At 64.6% G+C, this 20631-nt stretch carries 17 protein-coding genes; 9 read left to right on the top strand and 8 right to left on the bottom strand.

All coding sequences use genetic code 11. The features are described 5' to 3' along the window. Positions 1-7: 7 nt before the first annotated feature. From J4G43_RS19110 to J4G43_RS19100, 3 genes are read left to right on the top strand one after another with little or no spacing between them, the layout of a single operon-like run. Entirely contained in the window at positions 8-547 is a 540-nt protein-coding gene (locus tag J4G43_RS19110; RefSeq protein ID WP_208085942.1) for a VOC family protein, read from the top strand. Between the two features lie 15 nt (positions 548-562). Next, entirely contained in the window at positions 563-1771 is a 1209-nt protein-coding gene (locus J4G43_RS19105) for a ribulose-bisphosphate carboxylase large subunit family protein (RefSeq protein ID WP_208085941.1), read from the top strand. Then, positions 1738-3132 (top strand): four-carbon acid sugar kinase family protein, encoded by a 1395-nt coding sequence (locus tag J4G43_RS19100; RefSeq protein ID WP_208085940.1) that lies wholly within the window; start codon positions 1738-1740, stop codon positions 3130-3132. Before J4G43_RS19105 ends, J4G43_RS19100 begins: the two co-directional genes overlap by 34 nt. A gap of 53 nt (positions 3133-3185) precedes the next feature. On the opposite strand, the gene J4G43_RS19095 is transcribed toward J4G43_RS19100, so the two are convergent. Then, a complete protein-coding gene (locus J4G43_RS19095; protein WP_135216548.1) occupies positions 3186-4211 on the bottom strand; it encodes a glycoside hydrolase family 5 protein in 1026 nt (341 codons plus the stop codon). Between the two features lie 21 nt (positions 4212-4232). Beyond that, the gene (locus tag J4G43_RS19090) at positions 4233-5519 is read right to left on the bottom strand and encodes an O-antigen ligase family protein (RefSeq protein WP_208085939.1); all 1287 of its coding nucleotides are present in this window, start codon (positions 5517-5519) and stop codon (positions 4233-4235) included. Between the two features lie 230 nt (positions 5520-5749). Here J4G43_RS19090 and J4G43_RS19085 point away from each other — a divergent pair, with 230 nt between their 5' ends. Then, positions 5750-6886, top strand: a complete 1137-nt coding sequence (locus J4G43_RS19085; protein ID WP_208085938.1) for a GNAT family N-acetyltransferase — start codon at positions 5750-5752, stop codon at positions 6884-6886. 28 nt (positions 6887-6914) lie between these two features. Here the strand turns inward: J4G43_RS19085 and J4G43_RS19080 are convergent, their stop codons facing one another. Continuing rightward, entirely contained in the window at positions 6915-8138 is a 1224-nt protein-coding gene (locus tag J4G43_RS19080) for an FAD-dependent oxidoreductase (RefSeq protein ID WP_208085937.1), read from the bottom strand. Positions 8139-8610: 472 nt separating this feature from the next. On the opposite strand from J4G43_RS19080, the gene J4G43_RS19075 reads away from it, so the two are divergent. The 3 genes from J4G43_RS19075 to J4G43_RS19065 all read left to right on the top strand — a co-directional run bounded on the left by J4G43_RS19075 (position 8611) and on the right by J4G43_RS19065 (position 12927). Further along, on the top strand, positions 8611-9957 hold the full coding sequence (locus tag J4G43_RS19075; RefSeq protein ID WP_208085936.1) for a lipopolysaccharide biosynthesis protein: 1347 nt from the start codon (positions 8611-8613) through the stop codon (positions 9955-9957). A gap of 229 nt (positions 9958-10186) precedes the next feature. Continuing rightward, positions 10187-11362 (top strand): glycosyltransferase family 4 protein, encoded by a 1176-nt coding sequence (locus J4G43_RS19070; RefSeq protein ID WP_208085935.1) that lies wholly within the window; start codon positions 10187-10189, stop codon positions 11360-11362. A 29-nt stretch (positions 11363-11391) separates the two neighbouring features. Beyond that, complete coding sequence (locus J4G43_RS19065; RefSeq protein WP_208085934.1) at positions 11392-12927, top strand: glucosamine inositolphosphorylceramide transferase family protein; 1536 nt, start codon at positions 11392-11394, stop codon at positions 12925-12927. Between the two features lie 79 nt (positions 12928-13006). Here J4G43_RS19065 and J4G43_RS19060 read toward each other — a convergent pair whose 3' ends face one another. From J4G43_RS19060 to J4G43_RS19040, 5 genes are all read right to left on the bottom strand, one after another. Beyond that, entirely contained in the window at positions 13007-13954 is a 948-nt protein-coding gene (locus J4G43_RS19060; protein WP_135215839.1) for an ABC transporter substrate-binding protein, read from the bottom strand. Between the two features lie 102 nt (positions 13955-14056). Further along, entirely contained in the window at positions 14057-15094 is a 1038-nt protein-coding gene (locus J4G43_RS19055; protein ID WP_166351726.1) for an ABC transporter permease subunit, read from the bottom strand. Continuing rightward, positions 15087-16610 carry a sugar ABC transporter ATP-binding protein gene (locus tag J4G43_RS19050; RefSeq protein ID WP_208085933.1) on the bottom strand — a complete coding sequence of 508 codons (1524 nt, stop codon included), beginning with the start codon at positions 16608-16610 and terminating at the stop codon, positions 15087-15089. Before J4G43_RS19050 ends, J4G43_RS19055 begins: the two co-directional genes overlap by 8 nt. 130 nt (positions 16611-16740) lie before the next feature. Then, entirely contained in the window at positions 16741-18186 is a 1446-nt protein-coding gene (gene xylB / locus J4G43_RS19045; RefSeq protein WP_208085932.1) for a xylulokinase, read from the bottom strand. A gap of 13 nt (positions 18187-18199) precedes the next feature. Further along, the gene (locus J4G43_RS19040; protein ID WP_208085931.1) at positions 18200-19123 is read right to left on the bottom strand and encodes a LysR family transcriptional regulator; all 924 of its coding nucleotides are present in this window, start codon (positions 19121-19123) and stop codon (positions 18200-18202) included. A 108-nt stretch (positions 19124-19231) separates the two neighbouring features. Between J4G43_RS19040 and J4G43_RS19035 the strand changes: the two genes are divergently transcribed. Then, positions 19232-19555, top strand: a complete 324-nt coding sequence (locus J4G43_RS19035) for a Dabb family protein (RefSeq protein ID WP_028147171.1) — start codon at positions 19232-19234, stop codon at positions 19553-19555. Then, on the top strand, positions 19552-20631 hold the full coding sequence (locus J4G43_RS19030) for a maleylacetate reductase (RefSeq protein ID WP_208085930.1): 1080 nt from the start codon (positions 19552-19554) through the stop codon (positions 20629-20631). Before J4G43_RS19035 ends, J4G43_RS19030 begins: the two co-directional genes overlap by 4 nt.

The raw sequence follows: 20631 nt of genomic DNA, 5'->3' as shown, positions 1-20631 counted from the left end.
TCATGCAATGAGCCGTTTTTTTGGTGAGATCCGGCAAGCCGGCTACGTCGTTGACGACATCGAGAAGGCCATGGATTATTGGAGCCGCGAGCTCGGCATCGGGCCGTGGTTCTATAATCCGCGGGTTCCAATCGTGAACTACCACTATCGCGGCAAGGCCTATGAGCCGCACAATTCAGTGGCGCTGGCCAATTCCGGTCCGCTGCAGATGGAGCTGATCCAGATCCGCAACGATGCGCCGTCGATGTATGCCGACTTCCTGAAAGCCGGACATAAGGGTCTGCAGCACGTCGCTTACTGGACCGAAGACTACGACGCCGATCTCTCCCGTCTCGAAGCCGACGGTTTCAAGCCGGTCATGAGCGGCGAAGTCGGCGCGCGCGGTCGTTTCGTCTATTTCGACACGGAGTATCATCCGGGAACGGTGATCGAACTGTCTGAAGTCTCGGGACCCAAGGGCAAGATGTTCGACCTCATCCGCGCAGCCGCCAAGGGCTGGGACGGGCGCGACCCCGTGCGTCCCTTCCCCGATCTGACCAAGCTCTAGATTGTCTGCGCTCCCGTGACGCAAAATCCTGTTCGCATCGAAGCCGACTATCTGATCGAAACGCCTGAAGATCCGCGTCCTGCCGCGGAAACCATGGCGGGCGAGCAGTCGAGCGGCACGTTCGTTGCGGTGCCCGGCGAAACGCCGGAGCTGAAAGCGCGTGCGGCCGCCCGAGTCGAGAGCATCGAGTTGCTCGATGCAATCTCCGCGCCGTCGCTCCCGGTCGCCCGCCCGATCAACCCAGATGGCCCCTGGAATCGCGCGCGCGTGACGTTGTCATGGCCGCTCGACAATATCGGCGCGTCATTGCCAAATCTCGTCACGGCGATCGCCGGCAATCTCTGGGAGTTGCGCCAGCTGACCGGCCTGCGGCTGCTCGACCTGCGCCTGCCGCTCGCGTTTGCCGCCGCCTATCCCGGACCGAAGTTCGGCGTCGCCGGCACGCGCGAGCTGACCGGTGTCAGCGGTCGCCCGCTGATCGGCACCATCATCAAGCCGAGCATCGGGCTCAGCCCGGCCGAGACGGCCAATCTGGTCGCCACGCTGTGCGAGGCCGGCATCGACTTCATCAAGGACGACGAGCTGCAATCGGACGGCGCCTATTGTCCGTTCGACGCGCGTGTGCGCGCCGTGATGCGCGTCGTCAACGACCACGCTGATCGAACCGGCAAGAAGGTCATGGTCGCCTTCAACCTCACCGGCGAGATCGACCAGATGCGCCGCCGGCACGATCTGGTGCTCAGCGAGGGCGGCACCTGCGTGATGGCGAGCATCAACTCGGTCGGGCTCGCTGGCATGGTCGAGATGTGCCGCCATACGCAGCTTCCCGTTCATGCGCATCGCAACGGCTGGGGCGCGCTGAACCGTCATCCCGCGCTCGGCTGGCATTATACGGCGTGGCACAAGATCTGGCGGCTGGCCGGCGCCGACCACATGCACGTCAACGGCATCGGCAACAAGTTCAGCGAGACCGATGACAGCGTGGTCACATCCGCAAAGGCGGCGCTGACGCCGATGTTCGCGCACAAACCATGCATCGCGATGCCCGTGTTCTCCTCGGGCCAGACGCCGGCTCAGGCCGCGCCGACCTGGCGCGCACTCGGTTCGACAGATCTGATCTTCGCAGCAGGCGGCGGCATTCTCGCCCATCCCGCTGGACCGGCCGCCGGCGTTGCCGATTTGCGCGCAGCATGGGACGCCGCGATGGCGAGCCCGCAGCCGTGAGCGGCGCATCCACCCTGCCCGACGGTCCACTCGTTGCCTTCTACGGCGACGATTACACCGGCTCGTCCGCGGCGATGGAGGCCCTCACCTTCGCAGGCCTGCCGACAATCCTGTTCCTCGAACCTCCGACGCCCGAACGTCTCGTTTCTATCGGGCAGTACCGCGGCATCGGCATCGCCGGCACGGCGCGCGCGAAGGATCCGGCCTGGATGGAGCAAAACCTGCCCCCGGCTTTCGCGGTGCTCGCAGGTATCGGCGCGCCGATCGCACACTACAAGGTGTGCTCGACCTTCGACTCCTCGCCGCAGATCGGCTCGATCGGGCGTGCGATCGATCTCGCCGTGCCGCAGCTCGGCGGCGCCTGGCATCCGCTCCTCGTGGGATCGCCGGCGATGGGGCGCTATCAGATGTTCGGCCATCTGTTCGCGGACGTGAATGGCGTCGGCCATCGTCTCGACCGGCACCCGACCATGTCGCGTCATCCGGTGACGCCGATGGACGAGTCCGATCTCGGCCGACATCTTGCAAAACAGACGGCGCGATCGATCGGACTGATCGACTTCGTCACCATGGCCAATGGCGGCGCGGATCTGGCGCTGATGCGCGCGAGGGGCGCCGGCACCGAGATCATCTCGCTCGACGTGCTCGACCAGGCATCGCTGATCGAAGCCGGCCGCCTGATCTGGGAATATCGCGGCGAGCGCCTCTTTGTCGCCGGCTCGCAAGGTGTCGAGCAGGCCCTGGTCGCCTATTGGCGGTCGGCCGGCCTGATTGCCGACAGCAAGCCCGATCTGCGCCTTGCCGGCGTCGAGCGCATCGCGTGCGTCTCCGGCTCCTGCTCGCCCGTCACCGCCGCGCAGATCGCGCATGCCGCGGACAACGGCTTCGACGTCGAGCGGCTCGATGCGACGCGCGCGGTCGACGCGGCTGAATGGACCAGGGAGATCGGCCGCGCTGCCGAACGTGCGGTCGCGGCGCTCGCGTCGGGGCGCGATGCGCTCCTGATCACCGCAAGCGGCCCCGACGATCCCGCCATCGGCGCGCTCAACGCAGCCATCGAGGCGAGCGGCGCAACGGCGAGTGCGGTGAACGAGCGCATCGGCGCGGGGCTCGGCCAGGCGCTGGACGCCATTCTGGAAACCGCGCGGCTCCCGCGCGCCGTGGTCGCCGGCGGCGACACGTCCGGCCATGCGCTGCAGGCGATGGGCATCTATGCGCTGACCGCGATCGCCCCTCTCGCAGAAGGCGCGCCACTCAACCGCGCATCATCGGATCGCGCGCATGCGAACATCGAGATCGCGCTCAAGGGCGGACAGGTCGGCGGGATCGATCTGTTCTGCCGGGCGAGGGACGGCGGTTAGCCGTCACCGCTAGGCGATCGTGATCCGGCCGATATTGGCTTTGAACTGCGGCTTCAACGGGCCGGCGGGATCAGGGCGCGCAGGATGTCGGGCTTCCAGGCCTGACGGGCGCTGTCAAAGGCCGCGAAATCATGGTCGAACTGCCAATAGGCCCATGCCCAGCCGCGTCTGTCGGCGCTACGCGCCACGAACGACAGGTATCTCTGGCGACTCTCGGATGGAGCCCGTTCGTAGACCCCGAACTCGCCGAGATAAATCGGGCGTTTCTCTCGCTCCGACCACCGGCTGACCTTCTCGAAATCAGCGGCCGCCCTGGCTTCGTCGTCCGGACTGCCCCAATCCAGCGGCCCGATGCGCGCGAACGTCTCGGACCATGGCGCACCCTGATGCGTGAAGCGTATCGGCGCGTAATAATGAAAGGTGACGATGAGATTCCTGTCGTCGGCGGGGAGAGCCAGATCGTCGATGGGAATCTCGTCAGTGTTGAGAACGGCAGCAATGACCCGCCGCTCGGGGTTGGTGCGGCGGATGATGCCGATACATTCGTTGAGGAGCGAATTCCAGCTGGCGGACGTCATCTGTCCCCCCGGCTCGTTCAAGACCTCGAAGACGAGCCCGGGATATCTTCCGGCATAGCGCTCCGCGATCTGCCGCCAGAATGCCCTGAGCTTCTCGCCGCATTCGGAGACATCACGCTGACAGACATGCGTGTCGTGCTCGTCGACGATGGGAACGAGGTTCCTAGCGAGAATTTCCTCGATGACGGCATCAAGCCTTCTCAGCACGACCTCATCCAGCACATTCCCGCGATCCATGAACTTGAAGCCGAAGAAATTGATCCTGACGTGCGAGAATCCGGCCTTTCTGATCGCCGTCAAATTGTCCAGACGAAACGGCGCGTTCTGACCGCCTTCCCAGATTCCGTCATAACCGAGAATGTTGATCCCGCGTCCCAATTTTGCGGCATCACGAGGCACGACCTGCCCCGCGCCGTGTGCGTCGGAGCAGAGCGATGCGAAGACGAAAGCCACTGCGGCAAGATTGAAGCGTCTCGACCAGCGAGCGCGGGGGGCGGTCATCTTGCTTCCATTCCGTAAGGGTTAGAAATCGGTCTCCGGCACCGGCCTGCACGTTGCAAGGAGGAACGCCACGAGGAGCACCGACGTGAACATGGTCGAGCGAAGGAACGTCGTCTCGGTGAAATTGGTCTGAAAGCTGAGGGCGACAAATCCGATGATGAGGGCACAGTGCGCCCGGTGGATCGATCGTGCAGAAATCAAATAGAGAACCTTGTTCGAGAACAGAAGAACACTCGCTGCGAAAAGCACGTAGCCCAGAAATCCTGTTTCCATCAGGATCGCGATATAACCGCTATGATAGTTGTCGAGCACCCAACCGTGGTTCTGCTCGAAATAATCGTAGATCGACGGGATCGTCCAGAAACCGTTGATTCCGAAGCCGAGCAGCGGCGCATCGTCGAAATGGCTTATCGCGTAGTGCCAGATGAAGGTCCGCTCGGTGAAGTTGACGGTCGCATCGCCAATGTGGATGGCGTCGTATCCCGTCGCATAAAAATAGACGATCAGGAAGCCGGCCATAACGCACATGACGAACGGCAGGATCGCATAGAGCCTCATGCAGCCGACCGACCACATCGACGTCACGAGCAGCGCACAAGCCGCCAGGGCGACAGCACCGGCACCGCGCGATTCCGACGCGAGAACGCAGGTCGACGCCAGCAGGAACGCAACGAGGAACGCCAGCCACCCCTGCCCCGTCATCTTCCGGTAACAGGAGAAGAACATCAGATACGCGCCGACAAAGCCCAGCGTCTGCTTCGATTCATAGACGCCCTGCCATTGACCATTGTGCATCCAGCTATGGTCTATCCCGATATCGGGTACGGCGAGTGCGCAAAGCGCCGATGCGGCGACCAATATGAAGAGCCCGGAGGATGTCGCCTTCACGACATCGTCGATATCGATCCGCGTGATCATACAGAACGCGCCAAACGTCGTCATTGCAAGAGCGGCGCTCTTCATGATGGCTGCGGCATTCAGAGTGGTCCACAACACCGAGACGACCGCCAACGTGTAGAATGCGAGGAGCGCGATCAGATCAGGGTTGAACGCCAGCTGCAGACGCGGGCGCACGAACGCGCTTGCGTAGATCAGGACGCTCCACATCAGCAGAGCGACCGCCTGTTGCAGATAAGTCAGTCCCGCCGGCAGTATCGCCGTATTGAATGTCCCCATCGACGCGACGACATTGACGGTGATCGATACGCAGATGACGAGCCTGGCGATCTTCTCGACGCCGGCACTGCGCGTCTTCCAGATCGCGCTCGTGAGTGCCCCAGAGTCTCTCTCGTTCTGCAGGATGGTCATGCGGTGACTTTCCCTTAAGCTTGGTTAATTATCTGCTACTGCGGGTTGATCTCCCGGGCCGCGGCACCACGAAATCTCGAAACTTCGGCGATTGATAACGATACGGCGCCTGCTCGATGCGTTAATGCAAATCGCACCCCGCTGGTGCCTCGGCCGTCACGACCCTGCTATACAAGCGTGGGATCCGGCTCGATCGACTTCTCCGGATTATCTGGTTTCCGTGGTCACGCATGAATAAGCCGAGCAATACATTCGATATCGCCATCGAGCAGGCGTTCGACTTCCTGTCTCCGGAATACGCGGCGCTTTTCGACAGCTCTGCCGCGACCGCGTTTCAGCATCCGCTCTGGCTGGACAGCCTCTACGCCAGGCTCGCATCCCATGCAGGCGCGACGCCGCTGGTCGTCGTGGTCCGCCGCCGTACAACGGGGGCACTGGCGATGGTGCTGCCCCTGCTCCGAATCCGCCGCGGCCCGATCCGCACCATCGAATTCGCCAATCTGCGCGTATCCGACTATCTGGCGCCGGTCTGCAGTCCCGAGGTGTTTTCCAGCCTGCTGGAGGACGAAGCGGCCTGCGCAGAGATCCGGCGCCTCGTCCGCCCGTTCGATCTGCTCCGCATGACCAAGCTGCCCGACGGACGGCTTCCGATCGAGAGCTTACTCGGCGCGCCACGCCGCGTCTCGATGGAGACGAACGCCTACGCGACCGTTCTCGTCGCCCCGTTCGAGCAATGGCGTGCCAGCGCGCTGGATCGCTCCTATCAGAAGGAGCTCGCCAAGAAATATCGCCAGCTCCAGAAGAAGGGAGCATTGAGCTTCTCATGCTGCGACGACAGCGCCTCGATCTCCGAGGCGATGGACGCGATGAAGCAATATCGCGGCCCGCGCTTTCACGCCCAGGGCGACGGCGACCTGCTCCAGCGCCCCGAATATTACAGCTTCTATTCTGACGTGGCGGCCCGCGGTCTCGGCTCGTTCGTCCGACTCTACGCCATGAAGATGGACGGCGGCGTGATCGCCGCCGTGCTCGGACTGCGCCATCGCGGCAGCTTCCTCGTCATCATGAGCGCCTTCGATATCGACGGCTACAAGAGCCAATCCCTGGGCTCTCTGATGTTCGAGCAAGTGGCGCGGGATTGCATCGAGCGCGGCGATCAGATGCTCGACTTCACGATCGGCGACGAGCCGTACAAGAAATTGTTCGGCGGCCAGCCTTCGCCGATGTGGATGGTCACGCAGGCCGGCAGCACCGCGGGCGCCATCAGCCTGTTCGCGCTGAAGCAGGCTCCCTGGCTCAAACTGGCGGCCAAGCGGCTGTCCGATTTCAGGCTCCTGCCGGCCCGCACCCCGACGCCCACGCGCTAGCCGAAGCGCAAGCGAGGGAGCGCAGAGCTCACGCGCGGAGCGCGCCGCGGACGCGTCCGAGCCAGCCCGGATTCATCTGATCGACACGATGCGTGAGACTGCGCCGCAGGAAGTGCAACCGCCGCCGCACATCCCATTCGATATCGTTGCGGGACGTCAGGGCCTGACGGAAGCGCGCCATTTTCAGCGACCGCTGGTCTGCCGCGAGCTTGTCGGGATCGGAATAGAACTGCGAAATCTTCTCCGTGCCCATGCCGGCGCTTGCGAGCCAGCGCGGCGCGTACTCCGTGCAAAGGCGATCGACGTCCACCAGCAGGCGGGCGACGCCCGTGCCGGCGGCGGGACAATTGGTCTGGAACGCATCGCCGATGAGGACGATTCCGGGCTGAAGGTGTCCCTCCACCACGGTCAGATCCATCACCCAGTTCTGCACCCTGTCGGTCACGTGGAAGTCGCCGAGGTAAGGCCGCAGTCCCGGCAGCAGCCGCAGGACGGTCGCTTCCGGTTCGCGGCGCAGCTCGCGCATGATCGGATCGGTCGGGTCGCGGAACATGAACAGATTGGCCCGCATACCTGATGGCACCGGGAACAGGCTGAGATAGTCGATGCCGTCAGCGGTGCGCTCGCCGTAACAGGTCAGCGCCTCGAAATCGAACGGCGTGCCATCGCGGCGGGCGATCGTGAAGCCGAACGACACCGAATGGCGCTCGGCCAGCACGCGCCGCTTGATGCCGAGCTTGTAGCCGAGAGCTCCCGCCATGCCCGTGGCGAGCACGACGAGCCGCGCCTCAAGGCGTCGTCCGGACGCAAGCTCGATATGCTGGACATCATTGCTGGGGCTGATTGCGATGACTTCGTCGACGATCAGATTGGACGGATCAGGCAGCTGGCTGCGCGCCATCGCAACGAGGCCGGCATAGGAAAACCCGTAAGCCTGGCCGACGCTGACATCGACGACCTTGCCTTCCCGGATATTGAGCACCCGGTCATACCGGCAGGCGACGTTCTCGAGCGCATGAAGGAAGCCCAGCTTGCGGAACATCTCTAGCTGCTGGCCACCGAGCTTCTCGACCCGGAATTCGTCCGGATGCACCGCGCGCTTGTCGACGAGTGCGACGCGATGCCCCGCCCGCGCAAGCACGGACGCGGCGAGCGATCCCGCAAGGCCGCCACCGACGATCGCGATGTCTGCGACGATCGCCGCAGTCGCAGCTGCAGCGCTCGGCTCGGTCACGGGTCTATCCGTCGTCATGGTTTAGGGCTCCACGGTTAACGGTGGTTCCATGTGCAATTCCCTCGCCTGATGTCGTATCGCAGAGCCAAACGCGATCATTTCCGGCGATTGAGGTTAACGGGTCGCCGGACACATCCGTCCCGGCACGCGCCTTGCTCAGAACGACCTCGAAATACTGCTGTCTCGTCAGACCAAGCGTCCGAATTCGTTCCAGAGAGGCCATTCCAATGCTCGAACAGCCGCAGGCCGGCCGGCTTCGCCCCGCATCTTGCACCGGCACGACATCGCGCCGCTTTTCGATCGAGCCGGTGCCCGGTCAATCTGGCACATCGGGGACGCGGCTGTTCCGCAGTGAAGCAGCGGCGTACGACCTTCGTCGACGACAGACGACGGGACCTCAAGACCGCGCATTAACACTCGCATTTTTCCGGCATGCTAGGCTCTCGCCGTCCTTGCAACGCCCATCTTCGGGGAACGCTCCGCATCTTCGATGATCGATTCCATTGTTCAATTTCTGCGGCGTGACGTCACGCGCGGTGTCGTCGGGACCATCCTTCTGAAGGTTGGCAGCGGCGCGCTCGCGTTTGCGTTGTTCTCGCTGGCCGCGCGAACGATGACGCCCGATGGATTCGGTATCTTTGCGACCTGGCTTTCGGTTGCCCAGATCGCCGCAGTCGTAGGACTGGTCGGTCAGGAAGCATTGTTGGTGCGATTCCTGAACGAGTATGAGGTCGGCGACAGGCCCGACCTCACCAAGGGCCTCCTGCTCTCCAGCTTCAGGATTTCCGCCGTCGCGATGCTGATCGCGATCGCCGCGGTTGCGTTGGTTGCGCATTTCAGAGGAGATTTGTGGCTGCTGATCCTCGCCGTCTCGGCCTACACCGCCGTGAGTGCCGGATTGATGCTCGGCAGCCAGATCGCGCGCTCGCTGGTCAGCATTATCATGGGCGAAGGCAACCGCGAGTTCTTCTGGCGGGTTTTCGTCGTGCTGTTTCTGCTCGCCATGCTGTTCGGGCATCGGCAGCTCGATCCCGCCGAGCTGATCGCCGCAATGACGATTGCGATGTCGGTGGGCCTCGTCGCACAGATCATTGCGATTGTACGGGTGCTGCCGGATTTGCGCACGACAGCAGCGAATTCCGAAGCATCGCGCTGGCGATCGAGCGCGCTGCATTTCTGGCTTGCGTCCATCCTTGAAGTCGCGAACCAGTATTTCGACGTCATTCTGGTCTACTGGATGCTGGATCCGGCGACCGCCGGCATCTACTTCGCGGCGTCACGCCTCGCCAACATCTTCGCCATGCTCTCCGCCGCGCTGTACTCGTTCGGCGCGCGCCGGCTTCCTTCGCTCTACTTCAGCAAAAATCACCAGGAATTCGAGCGGACGCTGCAGCTCATGGCGGAAGTGACCGCGCTTTGCGTGGTCGCGGGGCTCGCCATGATCTGGATCGGCGGCCCCTATCTCCTCAACCTGTTCGGGCCTCATTTCACCGAGCAGCACTCGGTGCTGATCGTGCTGGCGATCGGAACGGCCATCCAGGCCGCGGGCGGTCCGTCGGCGGCGATCCTGCAATTGACCGGCCATGAACGCATCTACGTCCCCGTCGTCGCCGCAAATGTCGCATTGAGACTGGTCGGATTCCTCGTCCTGATCCCCTGGCTCGGCGTGCTTGGCGCGGCGATTGCCGCCACGGTGTCGCTGGCGCTCACGACCATCGCGCTCAATATCTTGTGCCGCCGGCGAACCGGGGTCGATCCTTCGGTTCTCGTGCTGTTGCGCTTCTCGGCGTGGCGGCGCGGCCGCTATGCGGTTCGCGGCGCCGACTCCGCCGAATAGGCGTCAGCCGTACGATCGGCTTGGTTGATCCGCGACGGCGCGTGCAGGTCCCGTTGGTTAACGCGCTCGCTGCGCACCATCCGGGAATCGGCAGAATTCCCGCGAGAACGCGGCAATCGGCGGCTCGCGCATTAACTCCGTTTGTTGCTAGTCGGTGTCTGCCCGATGCCTGCATGATAGGTACGGGGTTAAGAAGGTGAAGATTTCGTTTCTTTAGCGGTCGGGATCCGTGCTCCACTACCAGCCGAACAAGGAATTGGGCGAGACGACCGCGACAGAACTGGCGCGGCTGAACGGCAGCGAACGAAAGCTGCATGTCCTTCTCGTACAGACCCAGGCCGAGAACGCGGGCGCGCAGGAGATCTCCAGGCTTCTCGGCGCCGGGCTCTCCGCGCGCGGCCATCGCGTCTCCAACCTGTTTTTCTTCCGCAAATCGGATTCGTTCGACGAGCCGCCCGAGACGTTCTATTGCGCATCGAGCCGGCCGGGCGATCCGGTTGCGCTGCTGCGGATGCTGTGGACGCTTGGCGGTCATATCAGAGCCACGCGGCCCGACGCCGTTCTGACCTTCCAGCATTTCGGCAACGTCATCGGCGCGGGCGTGACGCGCCTCGTCAGCCGCGCCCCTGTCGTCGCCAATCAGGTTTCATCCGCGCTGTCGATGAGCTGGCCGATCCGCACGGCCGACATCGTCATGGGCAGCGTCGGCTTCTTCGACCGCATCACGCTGAACTCAAAGGACATGGAGCGCGAGTATTCGCGCTACCCGCAGGCCTACCGGTCGCGCATGGTGCATGTCCCGCACGGCTTCGAGGACAAGGCCCTCATCCTGCCGAAGGGCGCCGCACGACAGAAATTCAACCTGCCGCCGGACCGCGTCCTGCTCGGCTGCGCGGCGAGGCTGCATCCGCACAAGCGGCTCGATGCGGCGATACGCCTCTTGCCGGACGAGCCGTCGTGGCACCTTGCACTCGCCGGCCAGGGCGCCGATGAGGCGCGACTGCGGCAGCTCGCGGACGAGCTGAAGGTCTCGGACCGATTGCATCTGCTCGGTGAAATCGCGCCACGCCAGATCGCGGATTTTCTCGCCTGTCTCGACATATTCGTGTTTCCGACGCAGGCCGAGACATTTGGCCTTGCCGCCGTCGAAGCCGCCAACGCCGGCGTTCCCTCGGTCGTCACCGATCTTCCCGTGCTGCGCGAGGTGCTGTCCTTCGAAGGAAAGCCCACTGCCCTCTTTGTCGATGCTTCAGATCAAGCGAAGCTGTCGGCTGCCGTCTCCAGACTTCTGACCGACCAAGCACTGAGCGACGAACTGCAAAAGAATGCCAAAGGCCTGAGGTTGCGCTATTCGGTCGATGCGATGGTTGAGGAATACGTTCAAATCCTCAATCGGGTCGTCTGAGCCGATGCGTTGGAATAGGTTGGCTCGACATGATCATCGAGTTTCGCTGCGAACGTGACCATGCGCGGCGGTGGATGCACCGCCAGACGCTGTCGATCGACGGCCGGGACGTTCCGGTTCAAATCGCGTTGACTGCAACGGCGGAGCCACGGCCCGCGGGGCTCGACGCCCTGTTCGAACTGGAGCGCATGGTGCTGCGTAAAGGCAGGCACAGCGGCGCCGACGGGCTGAAGATCGATCCGGAACAGACACAGGCCCGCACCGGCACGGCCGACGTGATCGTCGATTTCACGAGCGCCGCGCGCGATCCGCACTGTTCGGCCCGGCTGTATCTCCGCCCGTTGTTCAACGGAACTGCAGGTGAAAACGCGGCACTCGCGGCGATTCTCGCCGGCGACCTGCCCGTCATCGAGATCGTCAACGAGGTCGACGGTGCGGTGCTCGATCGCGGCCATCCCTCCGCGGAAATCGCGGCCGGTTTGAGCGGTGGGCTCGAAACGGTCATGGCGCGAACCCTGACCATGGTGGCGGCCATCCTGTCGGGACGGCCGCGTATCGTGCCGCAGCTGGCACGCCCGGCCCGAGCCGGCAACGGCCGGCGGCCTGCGGCCTACGTCGTGCGCGGCCTCGCCGTGTCGATCGCCAAGGAGATTTACCGCCTCTGCTGCTATGCCCCGCATTGGCATGTCGGATGGCGCTTCAATGATGGCGCGGGCGTCTGGCAGACGGGAGATCTCTCCGGGCCTCGCTGGAACGTTCTTGCCGATCCCGGAAACCATTTCTATGCCGATCCCTTCCCCATCACCTGGCAGGGACGAACATTCGTCTACTTCGAAGATCTCGATCATCGGGTTGGAAAAGGCATCATTTCGGCGGTCGAGTTCGGCGAGGCCGGCCCGGTCGGCGACGTCGTGCCCGTGCTGGAGGAGCCCTGGCACCTGTCCTATCCGTTCCTGATCGAGGACGATGGCGAGTTGTGGATGATCCCGGAGAGCTCGCTCCACGGGGACGTCGCGCTCTACAAATGCATTCGGTTTCCGGACAAATGGGAGCGACACGCCACGCTGCTGTCAGGCCTCGAACTGGCCGACGTGACCATCACGCAGCACAACGGTCTGAACTACCTGTTCGGAGCCTGGCGAGACGGAACCGGCGGCTATTCGGATTCGCTTGCGATCTATTACGCCGAGCACCTGCTCGGCCCCTGGTTGCCCCATGCCAGCAACCCCGTCCTGATCGATCGCGCAAGTGCGCGACCCGCGGGGAATTTCGTCACCATCGATGGCAAATTGTGGCGGCCGGTGCAGGATTGCGCCGACGGATATGGCGCCGCGCTCGACCTCGCGGAAGTGATCGAACTGTCTCCGACGACGTTCAAGCAGGTCGTCCGCCACTCCCTCAGACCCGGACCGGCATGGCCCGGCAGAAAGCTGCACACGCTGAACCGCTGCGGCCGGCTCGAGGTGATCGACGGGTCGCGTGTTCAACCCAAGACCCGGGCCTTCGCAAGCAAATTTCCATCGGTCGTCTTGTCCCCGCGAACCAGTCCCCACACCGCCTGCTAGCGCGTGGCACGACGGACGGCGTGGATCACAACGCCGCCCGTCATCTCGTGCTTCGACCGCTCCCGCGGGAGGCGGCCTTCTACTGAGAACGATCCGAGGTCCAGCCCTTGTACTCGGCGACGTTGTCCCTGGTCACGAGCTTCGAGGGCAGGAGCTCGACGGTCGAGGCCGGCTTCTGGCCATTGAGAATGCCGACGCCCACCTGCACCGCGCGCCGCGCCATGAAGAACGGGTCCTGCGAAGCGGACGCCTGGACCTGCGGCGCTGCCGGATCCTTCAGTGCCGCCTCGATGTCGGGCGCGCCATCGACCGCGGTGATGACGATGCCGCTGCGGCCTTGCTGGCGCGCCGCGAGATCGGTGCCGATCGCCTGCGGATCGTTGATGGCGAAGATGGCGTCGATCTTGGAAAAGCGCGTCAGATAGCCCTGCGCGATGGTGAGACCGCCTTCACGCGAGCCTTTGCCGTCCTGGTCGCTGGACAACACCTTGATCCCGGGATTCTTCGAGAGAACGTTCTTGCAGCCGACGACGCGGTCGATCACGGCCGAGACCTGCGGCCCGTTCTCGATGATGACGTCGCCCTTGCCCCCCAGCTTGTCGACGATGTACTGGCATGAGATCTCGCCGGCCTGCACGTTGTTCGTGGTTATGGTGGCGTCGGCGCCTTCGGCCGCGGTGTCGACCGCGACGACCACGATGCCCGCCGCCTGCGCCTTCTTGATCGCCGGCCCGATCGCCTTGGGATCGCCGGGGTTCAACAGGATCAGGTCGACGCCGGCGGCAATGAAATTGTCGATCTGGGTGACCTGCTTGCCGAGGTCGTATTCGAAGCCGACCGTCGTGATCTTCACATTGGGGTTGGTCTTCCTGGCCTCGAACTCGGCGCCCTTCGACAGCGCGACGAAGAACGGATTGCCCATCGACCCCAGCGAGACGCCGATCGACTTGAGTTCCTTGGCGAAGGACGGCGCGGTGCTTAGGGCAAGCGCCATCGCGGCGCCGGCGAGCGTGATCGTCTTCAACATTGGCTTCCTCCCTGGTCTGTATTCTTATCCGGCACGGCAGACCAGTTGCCGCAGCGGAACCTCGCATCACATCATGCGCACTCAGGTGCGCGCCGAACCCATTCAGGTTCTGGCGGAGCCCTGCAGCCGGTAGCGGTCCAGCGCCACGGCGCCGATGATCACCAGGCCCTTGATCACATATTGCCAGATGTCCGAGACGCCGACGAGGATCAGGCCGTTCGACAGGACGGCGATGATCAGCGCACCGACCAGCGTGCCCCAGATCGAGCCGATGCCGCCGACGAACGAGGTGCCGCCCAGGATCACGGCGGTGATCGCATCGAGCTCGTAGGACTGACCGAGCTGGAGACCGTTGGCCGCATAGAGCCGCGCCGCCTGCATCGCGCCGCCGAGCCCGGCGAAGAGTCCCGAGATGCCGTAGACGAAGATCAGCACGGCCCAGACCTTGATGCCGGCAAGCCGCGCCGCGCTTTCATTGCCGCCCACCGCATAGATGTGCACGCCGAGGACGGTCCGGCGCAGCACCAGCCACGAGACGAGGATGACGAGCAAGGCGATCACCGAGAGCCACGGGATCGACGCGACGCCGGGAACGAGCGTCAGCGAGCCGTTGCCGATGAAGGCATAGGGAATGGAAGGATTAAAGACGGTGGTGTCGGCCCCGAGCAGTCGCGCCAGGCCGCGTACGGCGGTGAGAGAGCCGAGCGTGACGATGAAAGGCGGCAGGCGGAGGAGTGCAATCAGCGCGCCGTTGATGACGCCGAAGCCGAGGCCCGTGAGCAGCGCGGCCGGCAGCCACAGCATCCCGAGCTCCGGCAGCTTGGAGAGCGTCAACCCGGCCATCGCGGACGCCGCCAGGATCGAGCCGACCGAGAGGTCGATGCCGCCGGTGAGGATGACGAAGGTCATGCCTGCCGCAAGCACGGTGTTCACTGCGGCCTGCTGCAACACGATGCCGAGATTTTGTCCGGTGAAGAAGCGGCCCTCCGACAGAAAATGGAAGCCGCCGCACAAGATCAACAACACCGGCAGCATGCCGGCGGCGCGGATCAGAAGCCTTATGCGCTGACGCTTCGTCTCCTGCGCGGCCGCGAGGCCCGCGGCGGCGGCGGCGTCCGTCTTTGAAGAGCCGTCATGCATCGAGTTGCTCCATCCCCGTGGCGAGCGCCATGATGTCTTCCTGGTTCAGGGGCGACGTCGCGCCACGCTCGATTTCACCGGCGATATGCCCCGCCCGCATGACGACGACGCGGTCGCAGATGCCGATGATTTCGGGCAGATCGGATGAGATGACGAGGATCGCGGTGCCGGATTTGGCAAGATTGTCGATGATCGAATAGATCTCGGACTTGGCGCCGACATCCACGCCGCGCGTCGGCTCATCGAGGATCAGGACCTTTGGCGTGGTCGCAAGCAGGCGCGACAGCAGCACCTTCTGCTGGTTGCCGCCGGACAATGCGCCGACGGTGACGTTGATATCGGCGGCACGAATGCCGAGCGCCGCGAACGCCCTGTTGGCGCGGTCGCGGGCCTTGTCGCGATCGAGGATGTAACCGATCCGGGCATCCCGGCCGAGCACCGCGAGGTTGATGTTGTCCAGGCACGACATGTCCAGGAACAGGCCGAGCGCCTTGCGGTCCTCGGTCAGATAGGCGACGCCGATGTCGAGCGCCTCACCCGGCGTGCGGATATCGACCGGGCGTCCTTCCAGCTCGACACGGCCGGAGGTCCTGGGCGCCGCGCCAATGATGAGATGCGCAAGCTCGGTGCGACCTGCGCCGATCAGGCCGGCGAGGCCGACCACCTCGCCCGCATGCACGGTCAGCGAGCACCCTTTGACGCGCCGGCCATCGGCCATGTCGATCGCTGCGAGCACGGGATGCCCCCGCCCCGCCTCCGGATCATGATCCTTCTTGTAGAACGAGGAGACGTCACGCCCGACCATTAGCCGAACGATGGTGTCGGCGCGGATGTCCTGCTTGTCGAGCGCCCCGACCAGCCGGCCGTCGCGCAGCACGGTGACGCGGTCGCCGAGCGCATAGACCTCGTCCATGCGATGCGAGATGTAGATGATGGCAAGCCCCTCGGCGCGAAGCTGGCGGATCAGCGCGAACAGCCGCGCGCTCTCGCCGGCCGACAGCGCGGTGGTCGGCTCATCCATGATCAGGATTTTTGACCTCGCGTGCAGCGCACGCGCGATCTCGACCAGTTGCCGCTGGCCCATGGAAAGGTGCGCCACCAGCGTCGACGGCAGGAAGTCTGCGCCCAGCCGTTTCAGGATGGGGCCGACGCCCTCGCGCATGGCGCCGCGTGCCAGCAAGCCTGCTCGCGATAGCTCCCGGCCGAGATAGATATTCTCGGCAACACTGAGATTGGGAGCCAGCGACAGCTCCTGGTAGATGATGGAGATGCCCGCCGCGCGGCCGCCGAGCGGACCTTCGATCCGTACCGGGCTTCCTTCGATCCGGATCTCGCCGCCGGGATCGGGCCTGTAGGCGCCGGACAAGATCTTCATCAGCGTCGACTTTCCGGCGCCGTTCTCACCCATCAGGGCATGAATTTCGCCGGCATGGACGGTGAGATCGACGGAACGCAGCGCCTTGATGCCAAAGAAGGACTTTGAGACCCCACGCATCTCGAGGATCGGATCGTTCATCGTGCCTCCCGACGCACAATGCGTTTCCTACCCGCGTCTCAATGATTTTGTCAGCGCGGTTCACGCATTAAACAAAAGGCCGCGGCGCAGAGCAATACCGAACACACGGGAATGCAACGTCAAGGCGGTGCTAGTGGCGCGGCCGATACAGTTCGCGCCACGCGGGAAGCCGCTCGGCATAGGCATCGACCAGTCTTGCGTCTGGTTCGAACGTCTCGACGCGCTGCGGCCGCGTGCACACGGCGGCGATCGCCTCACCGGTGACGGCAAGCCGCCCCAATCTCGCCGCACCGAACGCCGCGCCGGTCTCGCCTCCGGCAAAGCGATGGACCGGAACATTCAGCACGTTTGCCAGCACCGAGAGCCAGAACCGGGACCGTGAACCACCGCCAATGGCGTCGGCTTCCGTCATCGCAATGCCGGCATCCGCGAGCGCGTCGCGGCAATCGGCAAGCGCGAAGGCAACGCCCTCGAGCACCGCCTGCACGATCGACCCGCGATCGGTGCCATGGCTCAAACCATCCAGCATGCCGCGCACGGCGGGATCATCGTGCGGTGTCCGCTCACCCGCCAGATAAGGCAGGAAACTCACAGGCGACGGCGCCTGCGGGCGCAATCCAAGCGGCGCCAGCAACTCGGCCTCGGTGGCGCCGAACAGGCGCGCGATCCAGGCCAGGCAGGAGGCAGCCGAGAGGATCGCGCCGGCCTGAATCCACATGTCGGGAATGGCATGGCAGAACGTGTGCACCGCGCGGTCCGGGTTGGCGGCGATTCTGCTGGTCGGTGCCAACAAGGCACCCGAGGTTCCCAGCGACACGAACGCGGTTCCCGGCCGGATCGCGCCGATGCCGACGGCGCCTGCCGGATTGTCGCCGGCACCGCCCGCGATCACCGGCTGTCCGCTCATGCCCCAGCGCCGTGCCAGCTCGCCGCGCAGCGTGGTCGCGGGCGCGCATCCCTCGACCAGACGCGGCATGTGATCGCGCGACAGGCCGGTCGCTGCCAGTGCTGCGTCCGACCAGTCCCGGCGCGCGGCGTCGAGCCACAGTGATCCCGATGCATCCGAGACGTCCTCGATGGCCTCGCCGCTCAGCACCAGGCGCAGATAGGCCTTTGGCAGCAGAACGAGTTTCGTCGCCGCAAAGATTTCGGGCTCGTGCGTCGCGATCCAGAGCAGCTTCGGCGCGGTGAATCCCGGCATCGCCTTGTTGCCCGACGTCGCACGCAAGGCGGGCCAGCGTCGTTCCAGGACACGACACTCGGCGGCGGAGCGTCCGTCGTTCCAGAGGATGCAGGGCCGCAACGGTCTCGAGCTCGCATCAAGCAGCGTGGCGCCATGCATCTGCCCGGACAGTCCAATGCCTTCGACGGCCGCCAACTCGCCGGCATGCGTCGCCTTCAAGGCATCCAGCGTGGCGAAGGTTGCATCGATCCACTGCGCGGGATCCTGCTCGAAATAGCCTGATAGCGGCGAGGCGGTCGTCAACGGCCGGCTCTCGCTTGCAATCACGCGCTGGGCGCCGTCGACGAGAACGGTCTTGACCGCCGAGGTGCCGAGATCGATGCCGAGATACATGGCTGCTACCCGCTCACTTCGTCGCGTCCATCCAGATGCCCGGCTCCGAATGCTCGCGGATGTGAGTGACGAGAAAGTCGGAAAAAGCCCTGATCTTGGCGGGCAGCCCGGCGCGGTTCTGGTAGGCGATGTTCATGGTGAGCAGCGGCAGCTCCCAATCCACCAGCACCGGGACGAGACGGCCCGCCGCGATGTCGCTCTGGACGATGTAGAGCGGCTGGATGAGGATGCCGAGCCCTGCCAGCGCCGCGCCGCGAATGACCTGGCCGTCATTGCTGTCGAGCGTCGGCGCGATGCGGACGGTCTGCGCGCCATGGCTTTTGCGCAGGCGCAGCGAATAGGGATCGTTCGCGAGATTGTAGACCAGCATGTTGTGACGCGCGAGATCGGCGGGCTGCTCCGGCTCGCCGGCGCTTGCGAGATAGGAAGGCGCGGCGGCAAGCACGCGCCGCATCTGGCCGATGCGGCGGACGATGATGTTCGAATCCGGCTCCTGCTCGCGCGTCCGGATCGCCACGTCGATGCCGGCCTCGATGAAATCGGGATAGCGGTTGGCGGTCGTGATCTGCATGTTGAGCTTCGGATAGCGCGCGCGGAAGGCCGGCAGCATCGGCGCCAGATAGATCACCGCAAAGGACAGCGAGCTCGTGACCCGCAGCGTGCCCTGCGGCGACAGCGCACGATCGCTGACGATGTCCTCGGCCTCCGCCAGTTCGCTCAGCACCCGGCTGGAGCGCTCCAGCAGCTCCTGCCCCGCCTCCGTCAGCCACAGCCTGCGTGTGTTGCGCTCGATCAGCCTGACCGCAAGGCGCTCCTCGAGCGCGCTGAGATGGCGGCTCGCCGCCGCATTCGACATGCGCAAGGCCTCGGCGGCTTTTGACAGGCTGCCGAGCTCGGCCGTCTTGGAGAACACCTCCAATTGCAGCAGGCGATCCATTTTTCCACTTTTAGAAAAAGAGACTTACAAATATTGACCTTTATTTTCGCATCCTGCAAGTCAAAATGGCCAGAACACAAGCAAGATAGCAGGCGAGGAAACTGGGAAATGTCGGGCCCGATCAGGCACATCGTGATGTGGCGGCTACGCGGGGAGACGCCCGCGGAGCGCTCCGCGGCCCGTTCCAAGGTCAAGACCCTGTTCGAGGGACTGCGGGGCCGGATTGAGGGCCTCACCCATATCGAGGTCGGCGTCGACGTCAGCGATGTCGATTACGCCTGCGACGTGGTGCTGTTCTCCGAATTTGCCGACCAGGCCGCACTCGCCGCCTATGCCACCCACCCCGAACATTTGCGCGTCCGCGAGGCGCTGGGCGACTTGCGGATCGGACGCTTCCAGGTCGATTATCCCATCAAAGAGACCGGCGCATGATCGGTTCGTTCACCTTTGAAAACCTGCCCTGCCGCGTCGTGTTCGGCAGCGGAACGCTGGCCTCCGCCAAAGCCGAGGTCGAGCGGCTCGGCGGCAAGCGCGCGCTGGTGCTGACGACGCCGCAGCAGGAGGCGCAAGGCAAGAGCTTGGGGGCCGCACTCGGCCCGCTCTACGCCGGCATCTTTCCCGGCGCGACCATGCACACCCCGGTCGAGGTCACGGAGCGCGCGCTCGCGGCGATGAAGGCATGCGAGGCCGATTGCGTCGTCTCGCTCGGCGGCGGCTCGACCACCGGCCTTGGCAAGGCGCTGGCCTTGCGCACCGGCGTCAACCAGCTCTGCATTCCCACCACCTATGCCGGCTCGGAGATGACGCCGATCGTCGGCCAGACCGAGAACGGCCTGAAGACCACGGTGCGCGACCCAGCCGTGCTGCCCGAGACCGTGATCTACGATGTCGACCTCACCCTGACGCTGCCGGCGAGCCTGGCCGCAACATCCGGCATCAACGCGATCGCACATGCCGTGGAGGCGCTCTATGCGCGCGACACCAATCCCGTGACATCGCTGATGGCGGAGGAAGGCATCCGCGCGATCGCTCGCGCCCTCCCCGCCATTGCGGCCAAAAGCGATGACCGCGAGGCGCGCACCGAAGCACTCTACGGCGCCTGGCTGTGCGGCGTCTGCCTCGGCACCGTCGGCATGGCGCTGCATCACAAGCTCTGCCACACGCTCGGCGGCACCTTCGATCTGCCGCACGCCGAAACCCACACCATCGTGCTGCCGCATGCGCTGGCCTACAACGCACCGGCGGTGCCCGATGCCATGGCGCGGATCTCGCGCGCGATCGGCGGGGCCGATGCGTCCCAAGGGCTCTACGAGCTCGCGAAGCGGCTGGGTGCGAAGCTGGCCTTGCGCGACATCGGCATGCCCGAAAGCGGCATCGACAAGGCCGCCGATCTCGCCGTCACCAACGCCTACTGGAATCCGCGCCCGCTCGAGCGCAACGCCATCCGCGAGTTGATCGCCCGCGCCTGGGCCGGCGAGCCGCCGGTTACCATCAAAGCGGCGGCCTGA

The sequence above is a fragment of the Bradyrhizobium barranii subsp. barranii genome (assembly GCF_017565645.3).
GTDB lineage: Bacteria > Pseudomonadota > Alphaproteobacteria > Rhizobiales > Xanthobacteraceae > Bradyrhizobium > Bradyrhizobium barranii.
The sequence above is the reverse complement of the archived record's forward strand: the minus strand, read 5'-3'. Positions and strand labels throughout refer to the sequence as shown.

What these genes read in the sequence shown, in the direction of transcription:
- J4G43_RS19110 (WP_208085942.1), top strand. Translation starts at nt 8, where the DNA reads ATGAGCCGTTTTTTTGGTGAGATCCGGCAAGCCGGCTACGTCGTTGAC.
- J4G43_RS19100 (WP_208085940.1), top strand. Translation starts at nt 1,738, where the DNA reads ATGGGACGCCGCGATGGCGAGCCCGCAGCCGTGAGCGGCGCATCCACC.
- J4G43_RS19095 (WP_135216548.1), bottom strand. Translation starts at nt 4,211, where the DNA reads ATGACCGCCCCCCGCGCTCGCTGGTCGAGACGCTTCAATCTTGCCGCA.
- J4G43_RS19090 (WP_208085939.1), bottom strand. Translation starts at nt 5,519, where the DNA reads ATGACCATCCTGCAGAACGAGAGAGACTCTGGGGCACTCACGAGCGCG.
- J4G43_RS19085 (WP_208085938.1), top strand. Translation starts at nt 5,750, where the DNA reads ATGAATAAGCCGAGCAATACATTCGATATCGCCATCGAGCAGGCGTTC.
- J4G43_RS19080 (WP_208085937.1), bottom strand. Translation starts at nt 8,138, where the DNA reads ATGACGACGGATAGACCCGTGACCGAGCCGAGCGCTGCAGCTGCGACT.
- J4G43_RS19075 (WP_208085936.1), top strand. Translation starts at nt 8,611, where the DNA reads ATGATCGATTCCATTGTTCAATTTCTGCGGCGTGACGTCACGCGCGGT.
- J4G43_RS19065 (WP_208085934.1), top strand. Translation starts at nt 11,392, where the DNA reads ATGATCATCGAGTTTCGCTGCGAACGTGACCATGCGCGGCGGTGGATG.
- J4G43_RS19060 (WP_135215839.1), bottom strand. Translation starts at nt 13,954, where the DNA reads ATGTTGAAGACGATCACGCTCGCCGGCGCCGCGATGGCGCTTGCCCTA.
- J4G43_RS19055 (WP_166351726.1), bottom strand. Translation starts at nt 15,094, where the DNA reads ATGCATGACGGCTCTTCAAAGACGGACGCCGCCGCCGCCGCGGGCCTC.
- J4G43_RS19050 (WP_208085933.1), bottom strand. Translation starts at nt 16,610, where the DNA reads ATGAACGATCCGATCCTCGAGATGCGTGGGGTCTCAAAGTCCTTCTTT.
- xylB (WP_208085932.1), bottom strand. Translation starts at nt 18,186, where the DNA reads ATGTATCTCGGCATCGATCTCGGCACCTCGGCGGTCAAGACCGTTCTC.
- J4G43_RS19040 (WP_208085931.1), bottom strand. Translation starts at nt 19,123, where the DNA reads ATGGATCGCCTGCTGCAATTGGAGGTGTTCTCCAAGACGGCCGAGCTC.
- J4G43_RS19035 (WP_028147171.1), top strand. Translation starts at nt 19,232, where the DNA reads ATGTCGGGCCCGATCAGGCACATCGTGATGTGGCGGCTACGCGGGGAG.
- J4G43_RS19030 (WP_208085930.1), top strand. Translation starts at nt 19,552, where the DNA reads ATGATCGGTTCGTTCACCTTTGAAAACCTGCCCTGCCGCGTCGTGTTC.